Annotated in this window: 23 protein-coding genes; 17 read left to right on the top strand and 6 right to left on the bottom strand. The window is 50.5% G+C overall.

Features of this window, described 5'->3' with window-relative positions:
• Positions 1-130: 130 nt before the first annotated feature.
• Together FE783_RS12420 and FE783_RS12415 are read left to right on the top strand one after the other, a co-directional pair.
• Complete coding sequence (locus FE783_RS12420; protein ID WP_138879662.1) at positions 131-889, top strand: HAD family hydrolase; 759 nt, start codon at positions 131-133, stop codon at positions 887-889.
• Between the two features lie 154 nt (positions 890-1,043).
• Positions 1,044-1,370 (top strand): cupin domain-containing protein, encoded by a 327-nt coding sequence (locus FE783_RS12415; protein WP_338015842.1) that lies wholly within the window; start codon positions 1,044-1,046, stop codon positions 1,368-1,370.
• Between the two features lie 82 nt (positions 1,371-1,452).
• On the opposite strand, the gene FE783_RS12410 is transcribed toward FE783_RS12415, so the two are convergent.
• Genes FE783_RS12410 through FE783_RS12395 form a run of 4 tightly spaced genes read right to left on the bottom strand, consistent with a single transcriptional unit; the run spans position 1,453 to position 3,830 of the window.
• The gene (locus FE783_RS12410) at positions 1,453-1,752 is read right to left on the bottom strand and encodes a metal-sulfur cluster assembly factor (RefSeq protein WP_138879660.1); all 300 of its coding nucleotides are present in this window, start codon (positions 1,750-1,752) and stop codon (positions 1,453-1,455) included.
• Positions 1,753-1,782: 30 nt separating this feature from the next.
• The gene (locus tag FE783_RS12405; protein WP_138879659.1) at positions 1,783-3,015 is read right to left on the bottom strand and encodes a hypothetical protein; all 1,233 of its coding nucleotides are present in this window, start codon (positions 3,013-3,015) and stop codon (positions 1,783-1,785) included.
• Positions 3,016-3,028: 13 nt separating this feature from the next.
• On the bottom strand, positions 3,029-3,583 hold the full coding sequence (locus FE783_RS12400; protein WP_138879658.1) for a DUF2249 domain-containing protein: 555 nt from the start codon (positions 3,581-3,583) through the stop codon (positions 3,029-3,031).
• A 13-nt stretch (positions 3,584-3,596) separates the two neighbouring features.
• Positions 3,597-3,830, bottom strand: coding sequence for a DUF2249 domain-containing protein (locus tag FE783_RS12395; RefSeq protein WP_138879657.1), 234 nt, complete (start codon positions 3,828-3,830; stop codon positions 3,597-3,599).
• 192 nt (positions 3,831-4,022) lie between these two features.
• On the opposite strand from FE783_RS12395, the gene FE783_RS12390 reads away from it, so the two are divergent.
• The 12 genes from FE783_RS12390 to FE783_RS12335 all read left to right on the top strand — a co-directional run bounded on the left by FE783_RS12390 (position 4,023) and on the right by FE783_RS12335 (position 14,952).
• Positions 4,023-5,063 (top strand): hypothetical protein, encoded by a 1,041-nt coding sequence (locus tag FE783_RS12390; RefSeq protein ID WP_138879656.1) that lies wholly within the window; start codon positions 4,023-4,025, stop codon positions 5,061-5,063.
• Positions 5,050-7,233 carry a molybdopterin oxidoreductase family protein gene (locus tag FE783_RS12385; protein WP_138879655.1) on the top strand — a complete coding sequence of 728 codons (2,184 nt, stop codon included), beginning with the start codon at positions 5,050-5,052 and terminating at the stop codon, positions 7,231-7,233. Before FE783_RS12390 ends, FE783_RS12385 begins: the two co-directional genes overlap by 14 nt.
• 18 nt (positions 7,234-7,251) lie before the next feature.
• Positions 7,252-7,815: a 4Fe-4S dicluster domain-containing protein gene (locus FE783_RS12380; RefSeq protein ID WP_138879654.1), complete on the top strand. Its 564-nt coding sequence runs from the start codon at positions 7,252-7,254 to the stop codon at positions 7,813-7,815.
• A gap of 27 nt (positions 7,816-7,842) precedes the next feature.
• Complete coding sequence (locus tag FE783_RS12375) at positions 7,843-8,379, top strand: Rieske 2Fe-2S domain-containing protein (RefSeq protein ID WP_138879653.1); 537 nt, start codon at positions 7,843-7,845, stop codon at positions 8,377-8,379.
• The gene (locus tag FE783_RS12370; RefSeq protein ID WP_138879652.1) at positions 8,369-8,557 is read left to right on the top strand and encodes a hypothetical protein; all 189 of its coding nucleotides are present in this window, start codon (positions 8,369-8,371) and stop codon (positions 8,555-8,557) included. The genes FE783_RS12375 and FE783_RS12370 overlap by 11 nt, the downstream gene beginning before the upstream one ends.
• On the top strand, positions 8,554-10,083 hold the full coding sequence (locus tag FE783_RS12365; protein WP_138879651.1) for an MFS transporter: 1,530 nt from the start codon (positions 8,554-8,556) through the stop codon (positions 10,081-10,083). The genes FE783_RS12370 and FE783_RS12365 overlap by 4 nt, the downstream gene beginning before the upstream one ends.
• The gene (locus tag FE783_RS12360; protein WP_138879650.1) at positions 10,076-10,396 is read left to right on the top strand and encodes a hypothetical protein; all 321 of its coding nucleotides are present in this window, start codon (positions 10,076-10,078) and stop codon (positions 10,394-10,396) included. The genes FE783_RS12365 and FE783_RS12360 overlap by 8 nt, the downstream gene beginning before the upstream one ends.
• Complete coding sequence (locus tag FE783_RS12355) at positions 10,372-10,695, top strand: hypothetical protein (protein WP_138879649.1); 324 nt, start codon at positions 10,372-10,374, stop codon at positions 10,693-10,695. Before FE783_RS12360 ends, FE783_RS12355 begins: the two co-directional genes overlap by 25 nt.
• Positions 10,696-10,898: 203 nt before the next feature.
• Positions 10,899-11,903, top strand: a complete 1,005-nt coding sequence (gene moaA, locus FE783_RS12350; RefSeq protein ID WP_138879648.1) for a GTP 3',8-cyclase MoaA — start codon at positions 10,899-10,901, stop codon at positions 11,901-11,903.
• 27 nt (positions 11,904-11,930) lie between these two features.
• On the top strand, positions 11,931-13,223 hold the full coding sequence (locus FE783_RS12345) for a molybdopterin molybdotransferase MoeA (protein WP_238403002.1): 1,293 nt from the start codon (positions 11,931-11,933) through the stop codon (positions 13,221-13,223).
• Positions 13,220-13,957, top strand: coding sequence for a YwiC-like family protein (locus tag FE783_RS12340; protein WP_138879646.1), 738 nt, complete (start codon positions 13,220-13,222; stop codon positions 13,955-13,957). Before FE783_RS12345 ends, FE783_RS12340 begins: the two co-directional genes overlap by 4 nt.
• Before the next feature lie 515 nt (positions 13,958-14,472).
• On the top strand, positions 14,473-14,952 hold the full coding sequence (locus FE783_RS12335; RefSeq protein ID WP_138879645.1) for an NUDIX domain-containing protein: 480 nt from the start codon (positions 14,473-14,475) through the stop codon (positions 14,950-14,952).
• 43 nt (positions 14,953-14,995) lie between these two features.
• On the opposite strand, the gene pdxR is transcribed toward FE783_RS12335, so the two are convergent.
• Complete coding sequence (pdxR, locus tag FE783_RS12330) at positions 14,996-16,459, bottom strand: MocR-like pyridoxine biosynthesis transcription factor PdxR (RefSeq protein WP_138879644.1); 1,464 nt, start codon at positions 16,457-16,459, stop codon at positions 14,996-14,998.
• A gap of 213 nt (positions 16,460-16,672) precedes the next feature.
• Here pdxR and FE783_RS12325 point away from each other — a divergent pair, with 213 nt between their 5' ends.
• Positions 16,673-16,933 (top strand): DUF2164 domain-containing protein, encoded by a 261-nt coding sequence (locus FE783_RS12325; RefSeq protein WP_138879643.1) that lies wholly within the window; start codon positions 16,673-16,675, stop codon positions 16,931-16,933.
• A gap of 175 nt (positions 16,934-17,108) precedes the next feature.
• Here the strand turns inward: FE783_RS12325 and FE783_RS12320 are convergent, their stop codons facing one another.
• Positions 17,109-18,191 (bottom strand): RNA-guided endonuclease InsQ/TnpB family protein, encoded by a 1,083-nt coding sequence (locus tag FE783_RS12320; RefSeq protein WP_238403020.1) that lies wholly within the window; start codon positions 18,189-18,191, stop codon positions 17,109-17,111.
• A gap of 324 nt (positions 18,192-18,515) precedes the next feature.
• Between FE783_RS12320 and FE783_RS12315 the strand changes: the two genes are divergently transcribed.
• Together FE783_RS12315 and FE783_RS37495 are read left to right on the top strand one after the other, a co-directional pair.
• Complete coding sequence (locus FE783_RS12315; RefSeq protein ID WP_138879641.1) at positions 18,516-19,064, top strand: GNAT family N-acetyltransferase; 549 nt, start codon at positions 18,516-18,518, stop codon at positions 19,062-19,064.
• Between the two features lie 27 nt (positions 19,065-19,091).
• Positions 19,092-19,262: a hypothetical protein gene (locus FE783_RS37495; RefSeq protein ID WP_158301761.1), complete on the top strand. Its 171-nt coding sequence runs from the start codon at positions 19,092-19,094 to the stop codon at positions 19,260-19,262.
• Positions 19,263-19,278: the final 16 nt, after the last annotated feature.

Raw genomic sequence — 19,278 nt, 5'->3', positions numbered from 1 at the left:
CAGTTTGCTCGTGCCCGCAGTTTTATCTCTACCCTCCGTAAGCAAGGCCTCCCGGTCCTCACCTCCCTAACCTCCGTTCTTTGTGGTGAATTTCGTTTTGGATGATTATGGAACCTAAGTAGTAACAAAAATGAGCATCATTCGAGAGTTAGCGGAAAAGGAAGGAATGCCAGTGAACCCGGACATTAAAGTCATCTTATTCGATCTGGACGATACCCTTATTCATTTCGAAGATTATTGGAAAGATAGTCTGCTGGAGACTTTTCAACGGCATTCTTGTACAAAGGATCTCGAACCCGATCCGCTGTTTGAGGTTTTTTGGGAAATGAATCAAAAATACGAGAAGCTGTATCATAAGCAAGAAATTACTTTGCGCGACTTCCGGAATTACCGATTAATAGATGCGCTGGCCCGATACGACAGAGAAATAGATATGGACGTAGCGGATGATTTCAACAGTTTACATAAAAGCTTAAGTAAAGAGTTTATGAAGGCCAGTCCTGAAATACTCGAGCTCTTGACAGAACTAAACAAAACCTATTCTCTAGGAATTGTAACTAACGGAACAAGCAGCTGGCAGCACGATAAGATCGACTCACTGGGCATACGGTCGCTTGTTGCAAAAGAAGCGATCCTTATTTCCGAAGATGTAGGGTATGAAAAACCCGCCCCGGAAATATTTTTAAAGGCGTTAGCCTGTTTTCAAGCCAAACCCGAAGAAGTCATTTTTGTCGGGGACTCGTGGAAGAACGATGTCGAAGGTCCGATGCGGGTAGGGATGAAGGCTATATGGTTGAACAAGAGAGGCGAATCAATTCCCGAGGGGGCGGAGCCATTCGGAATTATAAAGAACTTATTGGAATTAAGGGATAAATTCCAGCATCCATAACAACGAAGAGACCGTCAGATCGGAAACGTTCACCATAAAGACAAACTCTATATGATTTGTGTCACATTGCCCACGGATGTGTTCCTATATGCTGAAATCATAAACATCGATAGGACCTTAAAAATAAGGAGGAGCTTGTATGGAAAAAAAGTCATTGGAAGCGGTCAAAGAATATGGAGCTGATAAATTTACCAAAAGGATATTGTTTCAGAAAGGAGGAAGCGTGGCCTTTGTATTGAATTTCATGCCGGGACAGGCGCTTCCCCCGCATAAGCATCCGGGGACTGCCGTGTATATTCTCGTATTGGAAGGTTCCGGGACGATTACAGTCGACGGAGTACCTTCTGAAGTATCTAAAGAGGATACGATTTGCTGCGAGGGGGACGAGCAGTTCTCTTTTCAAAACACGGGCTCCGAGCCTGCACGCCTTTATGTGGTTTTAAGCAAAATCCCCGACGAAAGATACGTTCGGGAAGTTTGAAAATAGGATTGGAATACGATCGCCCATTTGGATTGCCGCCACGGCCATTCAAGCGGGCGATCTTCCATTTTTGCAATGACCTTCAAAAATACCCCAACCTATCCTTCGCTTCTTCCGACATTCTATTCGGCGACCACTTCGGCTCCCATACGATGTCGACGTCCACGGTTGCCTTGTCCGTATGTTCCGTCAGCATCCATCTGACGGCGCCGGCGATTGTATCGTGCATGGGGCAGCCGGGCGTCGTTAACGTCATCCGAACATAGATCCGATCGGGTTCTTCGCGAATCTCATAGACAAGGCCGAGGTCCACAATGTTTACGCCAAGCTCGGGGTCATAAACTTCTCTTAACAAATCGCGCAGATGTTCGACATTCCCCATACGAATCTACCTCACTTCCACTCAGTATACTCAGCGGGTAAATACGAGCCCGATCAACGAAATATAGGCGATGGAGAGCACGGATAAAGCCGTTCCGGCCATTTCGATTAACGTCTGCGAGCCCGCGATCAGTCCTGCGAGAAGAAGGAGGCTGCAGGCTGCGATCGCGGCTAGCCCGGCATTGACTTTTGACTCGCTCAGCAGGTCGGCCATCATCGGAGTTCCGGGTTTTCCCGCTTGCTTTCCATATTTGTGCGTCCACCATAAGAAAGGGACGATTTTGGAAGCGTAACCCAGGACCGTGAACGAAACCCAGCCGCTCAAATACACCCAGCCGGCGATCAGGATCGACTTGGCATGGAGCATTAGGTCCGGATATACGAAGGTATAGACGAGCATGATGATCATTACACACGCAAAAGCTTGGCTGCCGTACATGGACCACCTGATCCCGGAACCGGGATTGCGTTTATGCCGGCTCTTTTTGATTTGCAATAGATGAATATTGTAGATGATGACGGCCGCCGTGAGCAAAAGGTGCGCGGACCATTTGAACCAGACGCTATCGCCGGAAAGAAAGGAGAGGGCTCCGACAAGCACAGCGGCATTCCATAGGAGCAATACAACGCTCTGCGGTTTCGTAGGGTAATCATGCGCCAAGTAGAACATCGGCAGCATTTTGTAGCTGAATCCGGTAATGAGCAAACCGAACCATCCGACCGTTCCTAACCAGATGTGCGCGCCGAACAAGTTTTCGTGAACATCGACCCACAGACCGGTTACAAAATTGAGCCCCATGGCCATCCCGGAAAGTCCCGTCAGCACGAGATAAAGCACCGCGCATGCAGCGCTGATTGTGATTGCATTCCATTTCGATGCGCGAAGTAAAGTGACGGCCATATTCCACCCGAACAGGAGGATGCCTCCGAGCGTCAAGACGGCGAAAGCGGCGATCCAGTACATTTCGCCTTTGATGAAGCCGTACAACAGGCCGGATAGGCCGACGGTGAACAATGTGTAGTGAGCGTAGCCGAGTCGTTCGCTGTAGATGCCGGATTGCAGAATGACGTGAATCAGCTGATAGACCGCCCCCATTGCCAGCATGGTAGCCCATCCCAGCACAAACAGATGAACATGAAACCATCCGTTCGGGCCGCGCAGTCCGTCTCCAAGCCAACCGGATAAGGATGACAGGGAAGCCGCTTGAAACAACACAAAACCGATGATCCCCGTTACGATAAAAAGAAAGGGGAGACGGGACATCGTTCTCGCCTCCTTACACTTTTCGGATTGTCACCTTCGCCGACCCGTCGGGCTGTTCTTCCACCATATAAGGATATCCCAAGCCGCGAAGCTCCTCGATCAGGAACATGGGCACGCGGTCGTTGTGAATGATGACTTCATCCCCGGGACGGCTCCGTTCCAGGGCGGCCAGCGTACGAATCATCGGCTTCGGGGGTTCCAGTCCGCGATTATCCAATGCTATCGATTTTGGACCGTTCTCCGCGGACAAAGAGCTATCGCTTGGGAGCGATTCGGTATCGGCAAGCTCCTCTTTCCCAGAAACGTGCCCATGAAGCCAATGCACGTTCTTTTTGTTCACGAAGGTGGAGACCCAGTGGTCTTTGCCCGCTTGCTCCGCTTTTCCCGCGAATCCTTTCATTTTTAGAACGCCGAACAGTGGAGTCGGTTTAATCGTCGCATGAAGAACGAAAATGTCGTCTTGATCCAGACCTTTGACCGTATCCATGATCAGCTGAAACGGCTCCAGCTTCTTGCGAAGATGAGGTCTGACGTCCAGTTCCACTACTTTTGCGGCATTCCTCTCCATATAGGCCCCCCCTTTAGCATTTTCCGATCTTCACTCGGAAGGTTGCAGGCCCTTGTTCGATATAGTCCCAGGTGAACTTCCCCGGATGCATTGCCTGAAACTGAAAACGCAGCGGCACGGGATCGTGGTCGTTAATGAGAAGCATCGCTTCGTTCGGCTTCAGGCTGTCAAACGTTTCGAAGATGACCTTGTGCTTCAGCTGCGGCGGGTATTCGGGAGCATTGACGGTTGCGGCAAATTCGCTCATATCCATTCCTCCTGAAAAGTAGATTGCCTTACGCAGTTGATTATAGGGCACCCGGCAAACGCTCATTGTGAGCCTGATCACAAAAAAAATGGATATATTTTGTCTCCTGCAGGCAGTGTGATTTCCATCACTGCTATCGTGTCATTCGTTTGGTCTAATGTAAGCAAGAATCAAGGACGAAGGAGAATGGACATGAATCGTGCATTCGCATCGAAATTCGCAAAAATGGTATTTTTGACGGTTTGCGGGCTTATCATCCTGATGTACATCGGTTCGCGGTTTTTCACTCATATCGACTTGGCGCTTTATGGCTATATGGTCGGGACGGTAGTGTTTATCGGCGGTTTTTACTATCGCTTTATCGCTTGGGCCGAACGTCCGCCAACGAAACTGATTTTGAAAAAAGGATTGAAGCTGCTGTTTCGCAAATCGACGCCGAAAACGTCCGTCGAGCATATGGTCACTTACCGTTTCATCTGGAATCGCGGGTGGTATCGTTGGACGCAGCATATATTGCTGGGCTGGGGCTGCATCTTGTCCTGCTTCGTTACGTTTCCGCTCGTATTCGGGTGGATGTACTTTACGATGGGGGATAACGGCACCTATACCGTCGTAGGTTTCGGGATCGATCTGATGAAAGTAAAGGCGGACGGTATTCTTGCATTCCTATTCTATAATGCGCTGAACATCACGGCCTTTATGGTCATCGGCGGCGTCTGCATGGCGCTTTACCGCCGGCTCAAGGATATGCAGGCCCGTGCGGAGCAGACGTTCGTGTATGATTTCCTCCCCCTGTACCTGCTTTTGTTCATCAGCATCACCGGACTTTGGCTTACCTTCAGCAATATATTCCTGCATGGCTTCGGGCACCCGCTCATGAGTGTCGTTCACCAATGGTCGGTTATTATCACGCTGATCTATTTGCCTTTCGGGAAACTGGCTCACATTCCATTTCGTCCGATGAGCGTTCTGGCGCGCAACTATCGCGAGCATTACGGCGAGCAGCAAATGAAAGCTTGCAAGGTGTGCGGAACCGGATTCGTTTCCGTCGAACAATCCGATGATGTGATTGCGGTACTGAAGCAAAACGAGATCGAGTTCAACATGAAGGAAGGCTTCCATCTGGCTGAGCTGTGTCTGCCATGCCGACGGAAATACCGCATGTCCCGCTTTACCGGCGTACCTACTCATGAGATTCGAATCAAGGAGGCCAACCAGAATGCCAAAGGATAAATTTTTCAAAGAAATTTCGAATAAACACCACCCGAACGAGTCGCTTGTTCCTACTCATTGTTCGTACTGCGGCATGCAATGCGGCATGAATCTGCGGGTAGACAAGTCGACGAATAAAATAATCGGCGTCGAGCCGCGTTACGACTGGCCGGTTACGCTCGGCAAAATGTGTCCGAAAGGGGTAACGGCGTACCAGCAAACGAACCACGATGACCGGCTGCTTCGTCCGCTTATTCGCGATAATCCCGCTCTGAAAGGCACCAAGGATGGATTTCGCGAGGCCAGTTGGGAGGAAGCGTACGAGCTGATCGTCCGAAAATTTCAAGAACTGCAAGCAAAGTTCGGAAAAGACAGCTTATCCGTATTCAGCGGCGTGTCCATGACGAATGAAAAATGTTACTTGACGGGGAAATTTGCGAGAGTGGCGCTGCAGACGAGATATATCGACTATAACGGCCGATTCTGCATGTCGAGCGCCGCGGCGGGGTTCCTGCGCTCATTCGGGGTTGACCGGGGGTCCACCTTGCCGTGGACGGACCTGCATGAAACGGATTGTCTGTTTATCGCGGGAAGCAATACGGCCGAATGTCACCCGACGTCGATGTTTCGCGTCTGGGAGGTGCAAAATCGCGGCGGTTACTTAATCGTGGCAGACCCGCGGGAAACTCCGCTGGCAAGAAGGGCGGACGTTCACCTCGATTTGCGCCCGGGAACCGATCTTGCGCTCGCGAATTGCATGGTGAACCTGATCGTGCAAAACGGGTATGCCGACGAGGAGTTTGTAAGACTCCATACGAACGGTTTCGATGAAATGGTCGAGGTCGTGAAGACGTTCACCCCGGAATATACGAGTGAAATTACAGGCGTCTCCCCGGAGAAATTGATTCGGGCGGCGGAAATATACGGCAAAGCTCCGAATGCGATCGTCATGTTTGCCCGCGGAATCGAGCAGCAGCAGAAAGGATCGGACAACGTATCCGCCTATACGAACATGTGTCTTGTCACCGGGAAAATCGGTCGTCCGAAGTCCGGAGTAGCGACATTCACGGGGCAAGGCAACGGGCAGGGAGGGCGCGAGCATGGGCAAAAGGCTGACGCGCTTCCCGGCTATCGCAAAATAACGAACCCGAAGCATGTTGAAGAAGTATGCAAAGTCTGGGGCATTCTGCCTGAAGAAATGCCGCAGCCGGGCGTTTCGGCTTATGAAATGTTCGAGCTGATGGCGAATAAGACGATTCGCGGGTTATACCTGTTATGCTCCAACCCGGCGGTCTCCGCACCGAATCTAAATTACGTTCGCGCCGCGATGAAGAATCTGGACTTTATGGTCTGTTCCGACATCTTCCTGTCAGAATCCGCCGAATTTGCCGACGTCGTTTTGCCGTGCGTCACATGGTCGGAGGATGAAGGGACGGTCACGAACCTGGAAGGCCGGATTATCAAAATCAACAAAGCGCAGGAGCCGATCGGCGAGTCGAAACCGGATTGGCAGATTCAAATCGAGATCGCCGAGCGTCTCGGGAGGGGACAATACTTCCGCCATTTGAAGTCGGCAAGAGACGTCGCGGATGAATTCCGACTGGCGTCCAAAGGCGGCTATGCCGATTATTACGGAGCGACCTGGGACAAAATCGACAAGCAGAATGGCGTATTCTGGCCTTGCAAAAGCGAGGATGATCCGGGTACCCCGTATATGTTCCTCGACAAACAGTTTTATCATGCCGACGGAAAGGCGAAACTGTGCGCGCTTCCTTACCGGCCGCCTGCGGAAGAGCCTTGTGCCGAATACCCGCTCCGGTTAACGACAGGGCGCGTCGTCTATCATTACTTATCCGGCAACCAGACGCGCAGAATTCCGTTTCTGCACGACATGTGCCCGGAACCTTATGTGGAAGTGCACCCCGAAACGGCAGCCCGATACGGCATCGGGCATGATGAAAGGGTGCGGCTCTACACCCGCCGAGGGGAAGCCATCTATAAAGTGAAAGTGATTGAAGCGATTCGCAAAGATACGGTATTCGTTCCTTACCATTTCGGCCACGATCAATCGATAAACCTGCTTACCATTCCTGCTCTCGATCCGATGTCCCGCATGCCTGAATTTAAAGCGTGCGCTGCGCAAATTGAAAAAGTTTCCATGCAATCAAGCGCCGGCACCGTTCAATCTTAACGAAAGCAGGAGGAACCGATGAAACAATATTTATATATCGAAATGGACAACTGCATCGGCTGCCGAAGCTGCCTTGCCGCTTGTACGCAATGCGGCGGACATGACGAGCGCAATCGGAATTATGTATACGATGTGAATCCTCTCGTCAATCGTCAGACGATCCCGCTGATGTGCTTGCACTGCGTCAACCCGGCATGCGCGCGAAGCTGTCCGGCACAAGCGATTCAGATCACGCCGGAAGGCGCAGTGTTATCGGCTTTGGTGGAAAAATGCATCGGCTGCCAAAACTGTACGATCGCTTGTCCATATGGAATACCCAAGTTTGACGAGGAACAAAATCTGATGTATAAGTGCGACTTATGCTATGACCGAACCAAGGAAGGCATTCCGCCGATGTGCGCATCGGTATGTCCGACCAATACGCTGCAATGGGTAACGGAACAAGAATTGAAGGAGAAGAAGGAACAGCACAGACTGGGCAAATGGATGGCGAGCCGCGAGCCGTTCGACCCGCTTGAAGGCGAGACGAATGTAAAAATCAGTTTGCCGGGCATTTTGCAAGGGAAGCAGAAGCTATTTTAAGCAATCATTGAACAGGGGTGGTTCCCGATGGATCAAGGACAACAGAAAAACAACAACCGAATTCCTTTTGACGAAGACAACTACACGCATAATATTCGCAAAGAAAACGAGCGCAGCCTGGATCGCCGCAGTTTTATGAAATTGATGGTGGGTGGCGCAGGAGTTTTCGCCGTTTCAACGTTGCCATGGGGGGCGATCGCAGCAAGAGAGTTGACCGGACTTAGCGATAAGAAATACCCTGCAACGAAAGTAGCCGACATCAGCAGCATGAAGGTGGGCGATGCGGTGGAGTTCCACTACCCGGGCGAACACGATTCGGCTTTGCTCATCCGGCTTGGCGATAATGAATACAAAGCATACCAAAATGCATGTACCCACTTGAAGTGCCCCGTTTATTGGAGCAAAGAAGAAGGCGAGCTATTGTGTCCTTGTCATCACGGAGTTTTTGACCCGGCGACAGGTTCGCCGACTGCAGGCCCGCCAAGAAGACCGCTTCCTGAAATCGTCCTGAAGCAGGAGCAAGGCGCGATTTACGCGACGGGAGTGAAACGATATGAAACGTAGCTACCGCGGCGTCATTTTGCTCAGCATCGTTCTATTTCTGAACATTGTCTGTACGCAGCAAACGGTGAATGCCTTCTTTTACGACAAGCATGCGACAGTGGTCTTATTCGCCGTGTTAAATTTGGCGTTGTTTCCTGTCGCCGTCTGGATCTATCGTCGGGAGCGTGATGTGAAATGAATGTGAGAAAAGCGCAGCTTCCTCTTCAAACGATCAGCCTGGTGCTCGGGTTTATGGTGTGGGTCATACTTTCGTCGCTCATGCCGTACATCAAAGAAGAAATTAAGCTTACTCCGTCGCAGCTGGCATGGGTTACGGCAATCCCGATATTGTTCGGATCGGTCATGAGAATTCCATTCGGTTATTGGACCAATCGGTTCGGCGCCCGGAACATGTTTATGATCAGCTTCGTGCTGCTTTTGGCGCCGGTTTTTTGGGTCAGTCGGGCGAATTCGTTTACGGATCTGATCATAGGCGGCTTATTTCTCGGGATAGGCGGCGCCGTATTCTCGGTTGGCGTCACTTCGCTGCCCAAATATTATCCGAAAGAACGTCACGGCTTCGTAAACGGTATATACGGCATCGGTAATTTGGGTACGGCCCTATCCGCCTTCGGAGCTCCGTTCGTTGCCAAATACGTCGGATGGTCCCAAACCGTCCTCATGTACAGCGTCATTCTGATCGTGCTGGCCGGTTTGAACTTTCTGTTCGGCGACCGGAAGGAAGCTGCGGTAAAAACGCCGCTGCTGGAGCAAATCAAGACGGTATCGCGCAGCGAGAAGTTATGGTTTCTTTGCCTGTTTTATTTCCTGACGTTCGGCTCGTTCGTTGCATTCACGGTGTACTTGCCGAACTTTCTGGTCAGTCACTTTCATCTGGACAAAGTCGATGCAGGCATGCGCACGGCGGGATTCATCGTACTCGCTACCGCGATGAGACCGGTGGGAGGGTGGCTCGGAGACCGTTTTAATCCGTTCAAAATTCTCATGTTCGTATTTGCCGGGTTGACCGTAGCGGCGATTCTGCTGTCGTTTGCGCCGTCCATGCATCTGTACACTGTCGGTTGTTTGACTGTGGCGCTCTGCGCCGGAACCGGCAACGGAACGATTTTCAAGCTGGTGCCGCTTTATTTCACCAAGCAAGCCGGGATCGCGAACGGCATCATTTCCGCCATGGGGGGATTGGGCGGATTTTTCCCTCCGCTCCTCTTGACGATATTGTTCAACATGACCGGGCACTATGCGATCGGATTTATGGCGCTGTCCCAAATCGCATTGGTCAGCCTGATCCTTGTCATCGGGATGTTCTACCAGGAAAGATTGACACTTGCCGCCAACATCGTCGAAAATACGGTAGAAGGCATCCTGATTACGGATGTAAAGGGCGTCATCCGGTCCGTCAATGCGGCATTCACCCGTTTGACCGGTTATTCATCGGAAGAAGCGGTCGGTAAAACGGCAAATCTTTTGAAGTCGGGCAAGCAGGATAAACTATTTTATGATCAAATGTGGGATAGTTTGCGAAATCAAGGGTTCTGGCAAGGCTCTATCTGGAATCGTAAAAAGAGCGGAGATATTTACCTGGAGTGGCTCACGATCAGTGCGGTGAAAAATGATGCGGGCGAGGTCGTTTACTACGCAGGCATGTTTAGCGATATTACCCGGCAACAGCACCTTCGGGACAAGGGAGATGAGGCAAGTGCCTAGCGAGTATATGGTCGATCTGTGCTTCATTCGGCCGCAAACCGCGGCGCCGTCCCCGTTTCCGGAATTGGAAGTTCAAATGCGAACGCTGTTTTCGTCCGGGGCTTCGTGGTTTATTGACCGGAAACGGGAAGAAGGACTGGATATCGCCGTCGCCCAAGTTAACGGCCTGTCGTCATGGAGTTCCGAGCAGGAAGTGATCTCGCACATGGAAACCCGTATGCAGCCGGAAAGTCTTGAATGGCTTAGCGGTTATCGCATCCGGGTCATTCCCAAGGAGAATGCCGGCACTTGCCGCCTGAAGAAAAGAGGGTGAAGATGGACTGGGAGTTCCGATTAAGAAACTATAGCGGCAAAATGATCGATGTGATCATCGAAGATGTTGCCGGGAGCGATCCCCTGGCTCCGCCAACAACACGTTCCCTGCATCATGTCCGTTTAAACGATGAAAAGACGCATTTGCAGTTTTATTTCAATGACATTCAGTTTTTGGCGATTCCTGTCTACCCTGATGACAGAACACGTATGGACGAATCGGATGAAGAGACGGTGTTTGTGTCTCATGACGATAACGCCAAACTCATTTATAAGCTGCGTTTTGCTAAGAAGGGATGACCGGACGGTTATCTCGAAAGCGAGCAACCCCTTTTCCGACATGGAGAAGGGGTTAACGCGTATATGGCTGATTGGACCGGTCCGTTACGATCAATGTGATATGGGTCACACGGGAAGTATGGTTCCAATGCTATAATGAGATCACAAAGAATACCGTTTGAGAGATATGGGATATGACGACCAAGCAAAGGAGAGGAGCGCCGATGCCAAAGCAGCTCGTGGATAAGTTCGGCAGAGTTCACGATTATTTGCGCATCTCCGTGACGGATCGTTGCAATTTGCGCTGTGTATACTGCATGCCGGAGGAAGGTATGCAATTTGAACCGGATCATCGCATTTTGACTTATGAAGAGATAGCGGAAATCGTTAAGGTGCTCGCCCCTCTGGGAGTTAGAAAGCTGCGGTTAACCGGCGGGGAACCGTTGGTCCGGAAAGGGTTAGATCAACTGATCGGCATGCTGTCCAAGATACCGGGGATTGAAGACATTGCTTTGTCCACCAACGGAATCTACTTGGCTCAGTTTGCCGGTATATTGAAGGAAGCCGGTCTCACCAGGGTTAACATCAGTCTGGATTCGCTCATACCGGAGAGATTCGCCAAGATCACAAGAGGGGGCGATGTCGGGAGAGTGCTGAGCGGATTGAAAGCAAGCCGTTCTGCAGGTTTCGATCCGATCAAACTGAATGTGGTGTTGATGAAGGGGATGAACGACGACGAGGTTGCGAGTTTTTTGCGAATGACTTACGAAGAGCCGATTCATATCCGATTCATTGAATACATGCCTATCGGGTATGAAGGAAGCGGGTGGAAGGCGGGATATTTGCCTCTTGAGCACGTTCTGGATACGTGCAGGCGATTGAAATGGAGCTTTTCACGTTGCGAGGACGTATATGGCAACGGTCCGGCGGAAAGCTACCGGCTTGAGGGAGCGGCCGGCACGTTTGGACTCATTCATCCGGTCAGCGATCATTTTTGCGGCAGCTGCAACCGACTGCGTTTAACGGCCGATGGAAATATCAAGCCATGCTTGTATTGGTCGGACGAATATAATGTACGCAAGCATATCGGCGACTCTTCCGCGATCGAACAATTGTTTTTCAAGGCGCTGGATGCGAAGCCGGAAACCCATGAAATGGCCAAAGCGCTTTCCGGGGAACAGCAGAACCATATCCCGACCGTCCGGCGCATGTCGCAAATCGGCGGGTAATTTAGCGTAATGGACAAGAGGAGGACGGTGATCAATTTGGAAACAACCGGAAATGGCAAAGACGCCAAATTCCATAGAAAAGCGTTGACCGTGGAGGAAGCCCGGAGAACGGTGTTGAGCCGGGTTCATCCCGTGGAGGCGGTGGAGATCGGGCTCATGGAATCCATAGGCCGCAGGTTGGCGGAAGAGGTTAGGACGAAGGAGCCGATTCCCCATTTCAGGCGATCCGGTATGGATGGATACGCGGTACGAATCGAAGACATCGCCCAAGCTACTTCATCGAAACCTGTTCAGTTGGAGGTTATCGAGCAAATTCCATGCGGGAAAGAGCCTATACACCCGATCACAAATGGCAAGGCTTCGAGAATTATGACCGGCGGAATGGTCCCTGAAGGCGCGGATGCCGTGATCATGCTGGAGATGACCGAGGAAATCGCAGAGGGCGACCGAGCCTATGTCCATATTCGAAAGACGGACAGCCGAGGCGCCAATATTACCCCGATCGGCGAAGAGGCCGGCACGGGGGCTTTGGTATTAGGAAAAGGACAGGTGATCGGAGCGGGTCAGACGGCCATTTTGGCCGCTTTGGGCTATTCCTGCGTAAAGGTATTCCGGAAACCGAAGGTGGCGGTTATCTCTACCGGAACGGAATTGCTGCAGGTTTCGGAGCCCTTGCAAATGGGGAAAATAAGAAACAGCAACGCGTATATGCTTGCGGCGCAAATCCTTTCAGCCGGAGGAGAGCCGCGGCTCATCGGGCAAATTCCCGATGATTACGCGAGGGCGGAACGGATGCTATACGAAATTTTGTCTTCGGATGCGGATCTTGTCCTTACGACGGGCGGTGTTTCCGTAGGCGATTATGATATCATGGCCGATTTCTTCATGAAGTGGGAAGGAACGACTCTTTTTAATAAAATCGCGATGCGGCCGGGAAGTCCGACCACCGCGGGAGTGTGGAGAGATAAGCTCTTATTCGGTCTTTCAGGGAATCCTTCGGCATGCTATGTCGGGTTCGAGCTGTTCGTTCGGCCTGTTTTGATCGGCATGCAGGAAGGCGAGGAGGAATCAGCCCGAGCACTTACTGCTTATCTCGATGAAGATTACATGAAAGTGAATGCCTACACACGATATGTTCGAGGGTTTTGGCATAGCGATAACGGCAAAAACTACGTCAAGCCGGTCGGATTGGATAAATCGAGCGCCGTAATATCCATCAAGGATGCCAATTGCCTTATGGTGATACCGCCGACAAAAACAGGGATCGGTATGGGAGAAATCGTGAACATCATTCCTTTGACGGGAGCGATGTTCCCTTGAAGAAGCGGAGTGTCGTGATCCCGCACGAGCATGGCGGTTGGGCCATGGTCAGCGTACCGTTTCTGTTCGGAATGATGGCCGGAACACCCGGGCGGATGCATTTCCTATTATTTCTGGCGTGGTTTTTTCTCTACTTGTCCTCGTATCCATTGCTTCAATCCATTAAAAGAACCGCGAACAAAGGCTACTGGGTCAGATGGAGCGTTCTATACGGTTTGACCGCGCTTGTTTGCTTAATTCCGTCGCTACTTTACAAGCCATCGCTTTGTTATTTTGGTGCTCCTCTTATGGTGCTGTTACTGGTTAATATATGGCATGCAAAGCGCAAATCGGAAAGAGCGATGGTGAATGACGTGTGCGCCATCCTCATTTTCTCCATCGGAGGCGCTGCCGCTTACCTGCTCGGCGGAGGAGAGTGGGATAAAACGATGGCCGCGGTCGTTTTGTTCAGCTTCTTGCATTTTACAGGCAGCGCTTTTTTCGTAAAGACGGTTTTTCGCGAAAGAACGAATAAACGTTGGATCTCCTATGCATACGTATACCACGGGTTATTGCTCGTTATTCCGTGGTCATTCGGTTATCCTTTGTTGACCCTACCTTATATTTTCTCCGCCGCGCGAACATTCGCTTATGCAGGCAAATCACTGCGTCCATGGAAAGCGGGGATCGTTGAAATTGTAGGTGCGTTGCAATTTCTACTGTTATCGGCGTATTTTATACAATTGAGTTCTTAAAGGCTCGCGCCGCGGATGCCCTGGAAGCGGGAGGCAGCCGGCCGCGCTTTCGGAATGATACGGTACGTGCAAGGAAGCGGAACTTATAAGCAGTTCGGATATGCCTCTCCTGGGGGCGTTTCCGGACTGCTTGTTTCGCGTTTTCCCAGGCCGTTTGCCGATAGCGGAACTGCACTTCGTTAAACGGACAATTTTCCGGCATTTCTTGCTTATAACGGAACTAGGGTACGTTATAACATTCATTTTTTGCTACAATGATTGAAAAAAAGGCTCAATAACGGAACTAAGTTCCTTAATTTTGGCGGCATACTTGCTTAAGCGGTCCATAACGAATTACAGTTCCGTTAAAAATGACGATGCTCGTGCCTCTGAGCCTGCCCGTCCCGGCTTGTCCGGCAAACGTGTCGCAAGGATAAGAGTTTATCTTTCAATTGAACATACTGCCTATCGGGAGTACTATGGAAATTAACGGCAGATCGTCGGATAGCAGGAATAAGCCGAAAAAGAGGTGTTGAATGTACCATATTCGAGTGAGACCGACTGCACTGATTATTCGGGATGAGCATGTATTATTGGTCGAGTATCGGGATGAGGCGGGTGTCCATTACAATTTGCCGGGCGGCGGGGCTGAACCGGGCGAAACGTTGGAAGAAGGAGTGGCGCGTGAAGTATGGGAAGAGACGCAAGCGAAAGTGCAGGTCGGACCGGTCGCTTTTGTTTATGAGTACGCTCCGCACAAACAATCCGGAGAATACGACGCTGCGATCCATTCATTAAATATCATCTTTGAGTGTACGCTTAAGGAAAAGTCCGATCCAAGATTACCCGATAAGCCCGATGCAATACAAACCGGAGTACGATGGGTGCACATAAGTGAATTGGATGAGATCATCTTATATCCGAAGATCCAGAATTACATTAAAGACTATATAAAGAATAGAAAAACTATAGAACTTATAAGCGATTACATGTTGGACACTTATCCCAAAAAGTAGTGCTCCTGCCACCGCCGAGGTGTCTGCACTCGGCGGCTTCCTTTTAACGGGTATCGCCGGGGCCATGGCGTTCGTCGATCAGCGCCCGCAGCGCTTCGGCAAACTTGGCGATTCCCGGAGCGATCTCCTCTGCTTTCGGTCTTGCAAAAGTAAAGCGAACGAAACCGGAATCCGAACCGTACACGCTGCCCGGCACGAAAACAACCCCTCTTCGGATCGCTTCCTCCAGCAGCTTGCCGTAGTGTACCTCGGGAACGAGCTTGCACCATAAATGCAATCCCCCCTGGGGAATCGTGAACTGGACGAGGTCAGGGAGCTCCTTCTGCAGCGATTCGATCAGCAAGTCCCGTTTATATTGCAGCTGCATACGCAATCGGTCCAGATGAGGCTCGAAATGAGCCGATTTCAAAAACTGCGCGGCTACCTGCTGGGGAATGACGCTCAGCCCGAAATCCATCTGCTGTCTTGCATCCGCGAGTCTCTCCACAATGGTATGAGGGGCGACCATCCAGCCGATTCGCAGGCCGGAGGCGGCGATTTTGGAGAAGGAGCCGATATACAGGACGGAACCGATGGAATCGATGGACTTGAGCGGTGGGGGAGGCGCCTCCTCATAAGCCGTCAAGCTGAAAGGATCGTCCTCCACGATAGGGAGTCCCAGCTCGCTCGCAAGATCGAGCAGCTGTCGGCGCCGTTCGTCGCCGAGCAGCGAGCCGGTAGGATTTTGATAATTCGGGTTCATAAACACCATCTTGATCCGGTGTTTTTTGTACAAGGAGCGAATGTCCTCGGGACTAACTCCATGGCGGTCGACAGGAAGCCGGAACAACCGGAGGCCGGCCGATTGAAACATGGGCAGAGAGTAGCAGTAGGAAGGATCTTCGATCGCAACGGCGTCTCCCGGGGACAATAAACATTGGGTAATCAAATACAACGATTGCTGCGACCCGGACGTGATCAAGATGGATGACTCGGTAGTTTGGATGCCGCGATATCGGTCAAGATACGAAACGAGCGCTTGTCGGAGCGGAATATAACCTTGCGGATTGTCATAGCCCAGATAGGACGTATATTGATGTTCGCTCATCAGCTTGGTGATTTCTTCGATTGGAGCCAAATCCGCCGACAGCTCGCCGCTCGCGAAATCGATCAGAGAAGGGTGCTGAGTGAGCGCTTCCCGAATTTTACGCATAAACGGCAAGTTCGGCAAAAAGCTGCCGCCTTCGGCATATCGGCTCCAGTTCGGCGTATGTTTGGGCATAGCCCCCCATTTGGATTTGCTTACACGCGTCCCGCTGCCGGTCCGGCTTTCGATAATGCCTATCGATCGAAGCTCCGCGTATGCCAAAATGACGGTGCTCCGGTTTACGCCCAATTGCTCGGCCATTTTTCTTTCGGAAGGCAGCAAGCTGCCCGGAGGGAATTCGCCGTATGATATTCTTTGTTCCAAATGGTCAGCAATTTGTTCATACAGAGGCTTTTTGCTTTGGCGATCCGGTTTCCACACGGATTTCACTTCCTTCGGTTTGCGAATCGAATAGAACTAGATTTTTATCATACCACTTATTTTCACTGCTTTTCATCCTGGCCCTGACAAATGTTTATCCATTCACAGGAAGGTGTACAGGTATTTGTACCGATTGCTCGGTGTGCAGGATCGGTAGAGCTGGATAAATGGTCGCCCAGCCGGAATTATTTTAATACAAGAAGGAGAATGTATATGATCTCACCCATTAAGCTGCCCAAGGAAGAAAAGGCGGAAATGATTAAAAACGTGAAAGCCTATTTTGAAGAAGAACGATCGGAAACGATAGGAGATTTGGGAGCGGAACAGTTTATAGATTTTATGATCAAAGAGCTCGGGCCGTATATTTATAATAAAGGGGTAGCAGACGCCAGAGCTCTCCTCAATGAGAAAGTGGCTCAAATGGAAGATGAGCTGTATACACTGGAGAAACCGATTCATGGCCGAAGAAGATGATTGTTTTATATATAGGAATTTTATGGTGAATGCCTCCCACAGCCTGAAGAGGCGAGGGCTTCTTGTTTCAACGATCTCTGCCTTTCCTTGGAGAAAGGTCTTACATGATCTCCACAAGCGTTCAATGCTTTCCGCATCCCGTTCGGGGGCAACCCTCCCTACGGTGTTCGTTCCATCAAGCTGGTATGTTCAAGGCCCGCTGCAAGATGATCTTGGCCGAGACGATGTCTCTATCATGAATCAGTCCGCATGACTCGCATTCATGGATCCGGATGGACAATGTTTTCGGTACAGGCGCGCCGCACAGACAGGTTTGCGATGTGCCGTGGGCAGGCACTTGGGCGAATCGCTTCCCTTGTCTTTTGGCTTTGTAACACAGATACGTGATAAATCGTCTCCATCCGGCATCCGAAATGCTTTTGGCCAGGCGGCGGTTGCGGACCATGTTCCTGACCTTCAATTCTTCCACCGCGATCAGATCATGATCGCGAACGATGCGGTACGATTGTTTATGCAAAAAGTCTTTTCGCTGCCGCGCGACTTTTTGGTGGGCTTTGGCGACCTTAAGTTTGGCCTTCTTCCGGTTGCGGGAAGCGGGTTGCTTGCGGGAAAGTTGTCGTTGCTTCCGCTTCAGCCGCTTCTCCGCTTTGCGCAAATACCGGGGGTTGTCCACCTTCGTTTCATCGGACAGCGCCGCAAACGTGTTCAGCCCGACATCAATGCCCACAGCGGATTCCGCCGTTTGCGCCACTTCCGCATCAGGCACTTTCATGCCGATATTGACCATCCAGCTGTCCACATACCGTTTCACATTGATTTGCGTCACGTTCGCAGGGTCAAAGGGACGGTGGGCGTTCATTTTGACAACGCCGATTTTGGAAAGATAGACATACCCTGGTTTGGTAAATGTCTTTTCAACCGCACCGGGTTGCGGGTAGGTAAAGGAAACGTATCGGTCGGCCGACTTGTAGCGAGGGTACCCGGCTTTACCGCGGAAAAACTGCTGATACGCATCATCCAAGCGCTGCAAACAGTCCTGCAGTACCTGCGAATGAACGTTCTTATATTCGGGAAACTCCTTCTTGAAGGCAGGCAGTTCATTCTGCTGCATGGCATAGGTAATGGTTTTGGTTTCCTGTTTGTAGGCGGTCTCGCGTTGTTCCTTAGCCCTATTGTACAGCTTCCGGCACAATTCCAGCATTCGATTCATGATTTGTTCCTGTTCGGGAGTCGGATAAAGGCGAAACTGAAAGGTCATTTGCACATGCAGCCCTCCTGACGAGAACGTATATTCCCATTATATCATATGCACAACTAATCCTCCAAATTATAGAAAATGTTACAAGAGAAAAAATGAGGATCTCGACAAAAAACAGTTCAGTTAGGCTTCGCCTAACCGAAAATCATCCCTCCTTGCAGAGGAAGAGGACTTCTTTCGGATTGGTGTTAAAAATGCCTGCTGCTTGGTGTATACTCATTAATAAGCGCTGTATGATTGTGGAAAACATCGGGTTCCCGTGACTTGATGTTTTCTTTATTTGAAGGCCGTAAGCCGAATAACCGATTGGAAGGGATATAGCAGATGAGACCGTTTCCGGAACTAGAAACCGAAAGATTGCTGTTAAGACAATTGAGAGAGGAGGATGCACAACACCTGTTTCAATACTTCTCATTGGACGAAGTAACGGAATATTACGATCTGGATAGCTTCAAGGAAATCGGGCAGGCGGAAAGCTTGATCCGGAGCTGGAATCAAAGATGGGAGAAAGGGGAAGGCATACGCTGGGGAATTACCTTGAAGACGGAGGACCGCGTCATCGGCACGTGCGGATTTCATAATTGGATGAAGGAGCATTATAAAGCCGAGATCGGTTATGAATTAACTCCGGAATATTGGCGTAAAGGGATTATGACTGAGGCGATTGGGGAAATAGTCCGATTCGGGTTTAAAGAGCTGAGCTTTAACCGGATTGAAGCGTTCATCGATCCGGAGAATATAAGTTCAAGGAAACTGCTCGAGAAAACGGGACTAAAAGAAGAAGGGCTGTTAAAGGAATGTTTTTTTGAGAAAAACCGGTTTGTCGATGCCGTTATTTTCGCTGTTTTGAAGAAAGAGTACAAGATCCAATGAACGAAAGGCTGTGTAGGAGGTAAAACTATGAATATCAGGGCGATTAAATTCATGCTGCTTGGCATAGCTGCACTGTTAGTTTGTATTTACATTCAAGGAGAGCCAGGAATCAAGCTATACGGAAACGAGTTTTTCATCGGATTGTTTGGGGTGATTCTTGTCCTTGTCGGATTCTTTTTGAAAAATGATAAAGCGTAGTACATGCGGGAACGTG

The sequence above is a fragment of the Paenibacillus mesophilus genome (assembly GCF_005938385.1).
GTDB classification, from domain to species: domain Bacteria; phylum Bacillota; class Bacilli; order Paenibacillales; family NBRC-103111; genus Paenibacillus_AB; species Paenibacillus_AB mesophilus.
The sequence above is the reverse complement of the archived record's forward strand: the minus strand, read 5'-3'. Positions and strand labels throughout refer to the sequence as shown.

Bases quoted from the DNA above. Each gene is read 5' to 3' on its own strand.
- FE783_RS12385 (WP_138879655.1), top strand. From the start codon at position 5,050: ATGCCAAAGGATAAATTTTTCAAAGAAATTTCGAATAAACACCACCCG.
- FE783_RS12400 (WP_138879658.1), bottom strand. From the start codon at position 3,583: ATGGAGAGGAATGCCGCAAAAGTAGTGGAACTGGACGTCAGACCTCAT.
- FE783_RS12325 (WP_138879643.1), top strand. From the start codon at position 16,673: ATGATCTCACCCATTAAGCTGCCCAAGGAAGAAAAGGCGGAAATGATT.
- FE783_RS12405 (WP_138879659.1), bottom strand. From the start codon at position 3,015: ATGTCCCGTCTCCCCTTTCTTTTTATCGTAACGGGGATCATCGGTTTT.
- moaA (WP_138879648.1), top strand. From the start codon at position 10,899: ATGCCAAAGCAGCTCGTGGATAAGTTCGGCAGAGTTCACGATTATTTG.
- FE783_RS12395 (WP_138879657.1), bottom strand. From the start codon at position 3,830: ATGAGCGAATTTGCCGCAACCGTCAATGCTCCCGAATACCCGCCGCAG.
- FE783_RS12380 (WP_138879654.1), top strand. From the start codon at position 7,252: ATGAAACAATATTTATATATCGAAATGGACAACTGCATCGGCTGCCGA.
- FE783_RS12335 (WP_138879645.1), top strand. From the start codon at position 14,473: ATGTACCATATTCGAGTGAGACCGACTGCACTGATTATTCGGGATGAG.
- FE783_RS12420 (WP_138879662.1), top strand. From the start codon at position 131: ATGAGCATCATTCGAGAGTTAGCGGAAAAGGAAGGAATGCCAGTGAAC.
- FE783_RS12390 (WP_138879656.1), top strand. From the start codon at position 4,023: ATGAATCGTGCATTCGCATCGAAATTCGCAAAAATGGTATTTTTGACG.
- FE783_RS12375 (WP_138879653.1), top strand. From the start codon at position 7,843: ATGGATCAAGGACAACAGAAAAACAACAACCGAATTCCTTTTGACGAA.
- FE783_RS12410 (WP_138879660.1), bottom strand. From the start codon at position 1,752: ATGGGGAATGTCGAACATCTGCGCGATTTGTTAAGAGAAGTTTATGAC.
- FE783_RS12370 (WP_138879652.1), top strand. From the start codon at position 8,369: ATGAAACGTAGCTACCGCGGCGTCATTTTGCTCAGCATCGTTCTATTT.
- FE783_RS12320 (WP_238403020.1), bottom strand. From the start codon at position 18,191: ATGACCTTTCAGTTTCGCCTTTATCCGACTCCCGAACAGGAACAAATC.
- FE783_RS12365 (WP_138879651.1), top strand. From the start codon at position 8,554: ATGAATGTGAGAAAAGCGCAGCTTCCTCTTCAAACGATCAGCCTGGTG.
- FE783_RS37495 (WP_158301761.1), top strand. From the start codon at position 19,092: ATGAATATCAGGGCGATTAAATTCATGCTGCTTGGCATAGCTGCACTG.
- FE783_RS12315 (WP_138879641.1), top strand. From the start codon at position 18,516: ATGAGACCGTTTCCGGAACTAGAAACCGAAAGATTGCTGTTAAGACAA.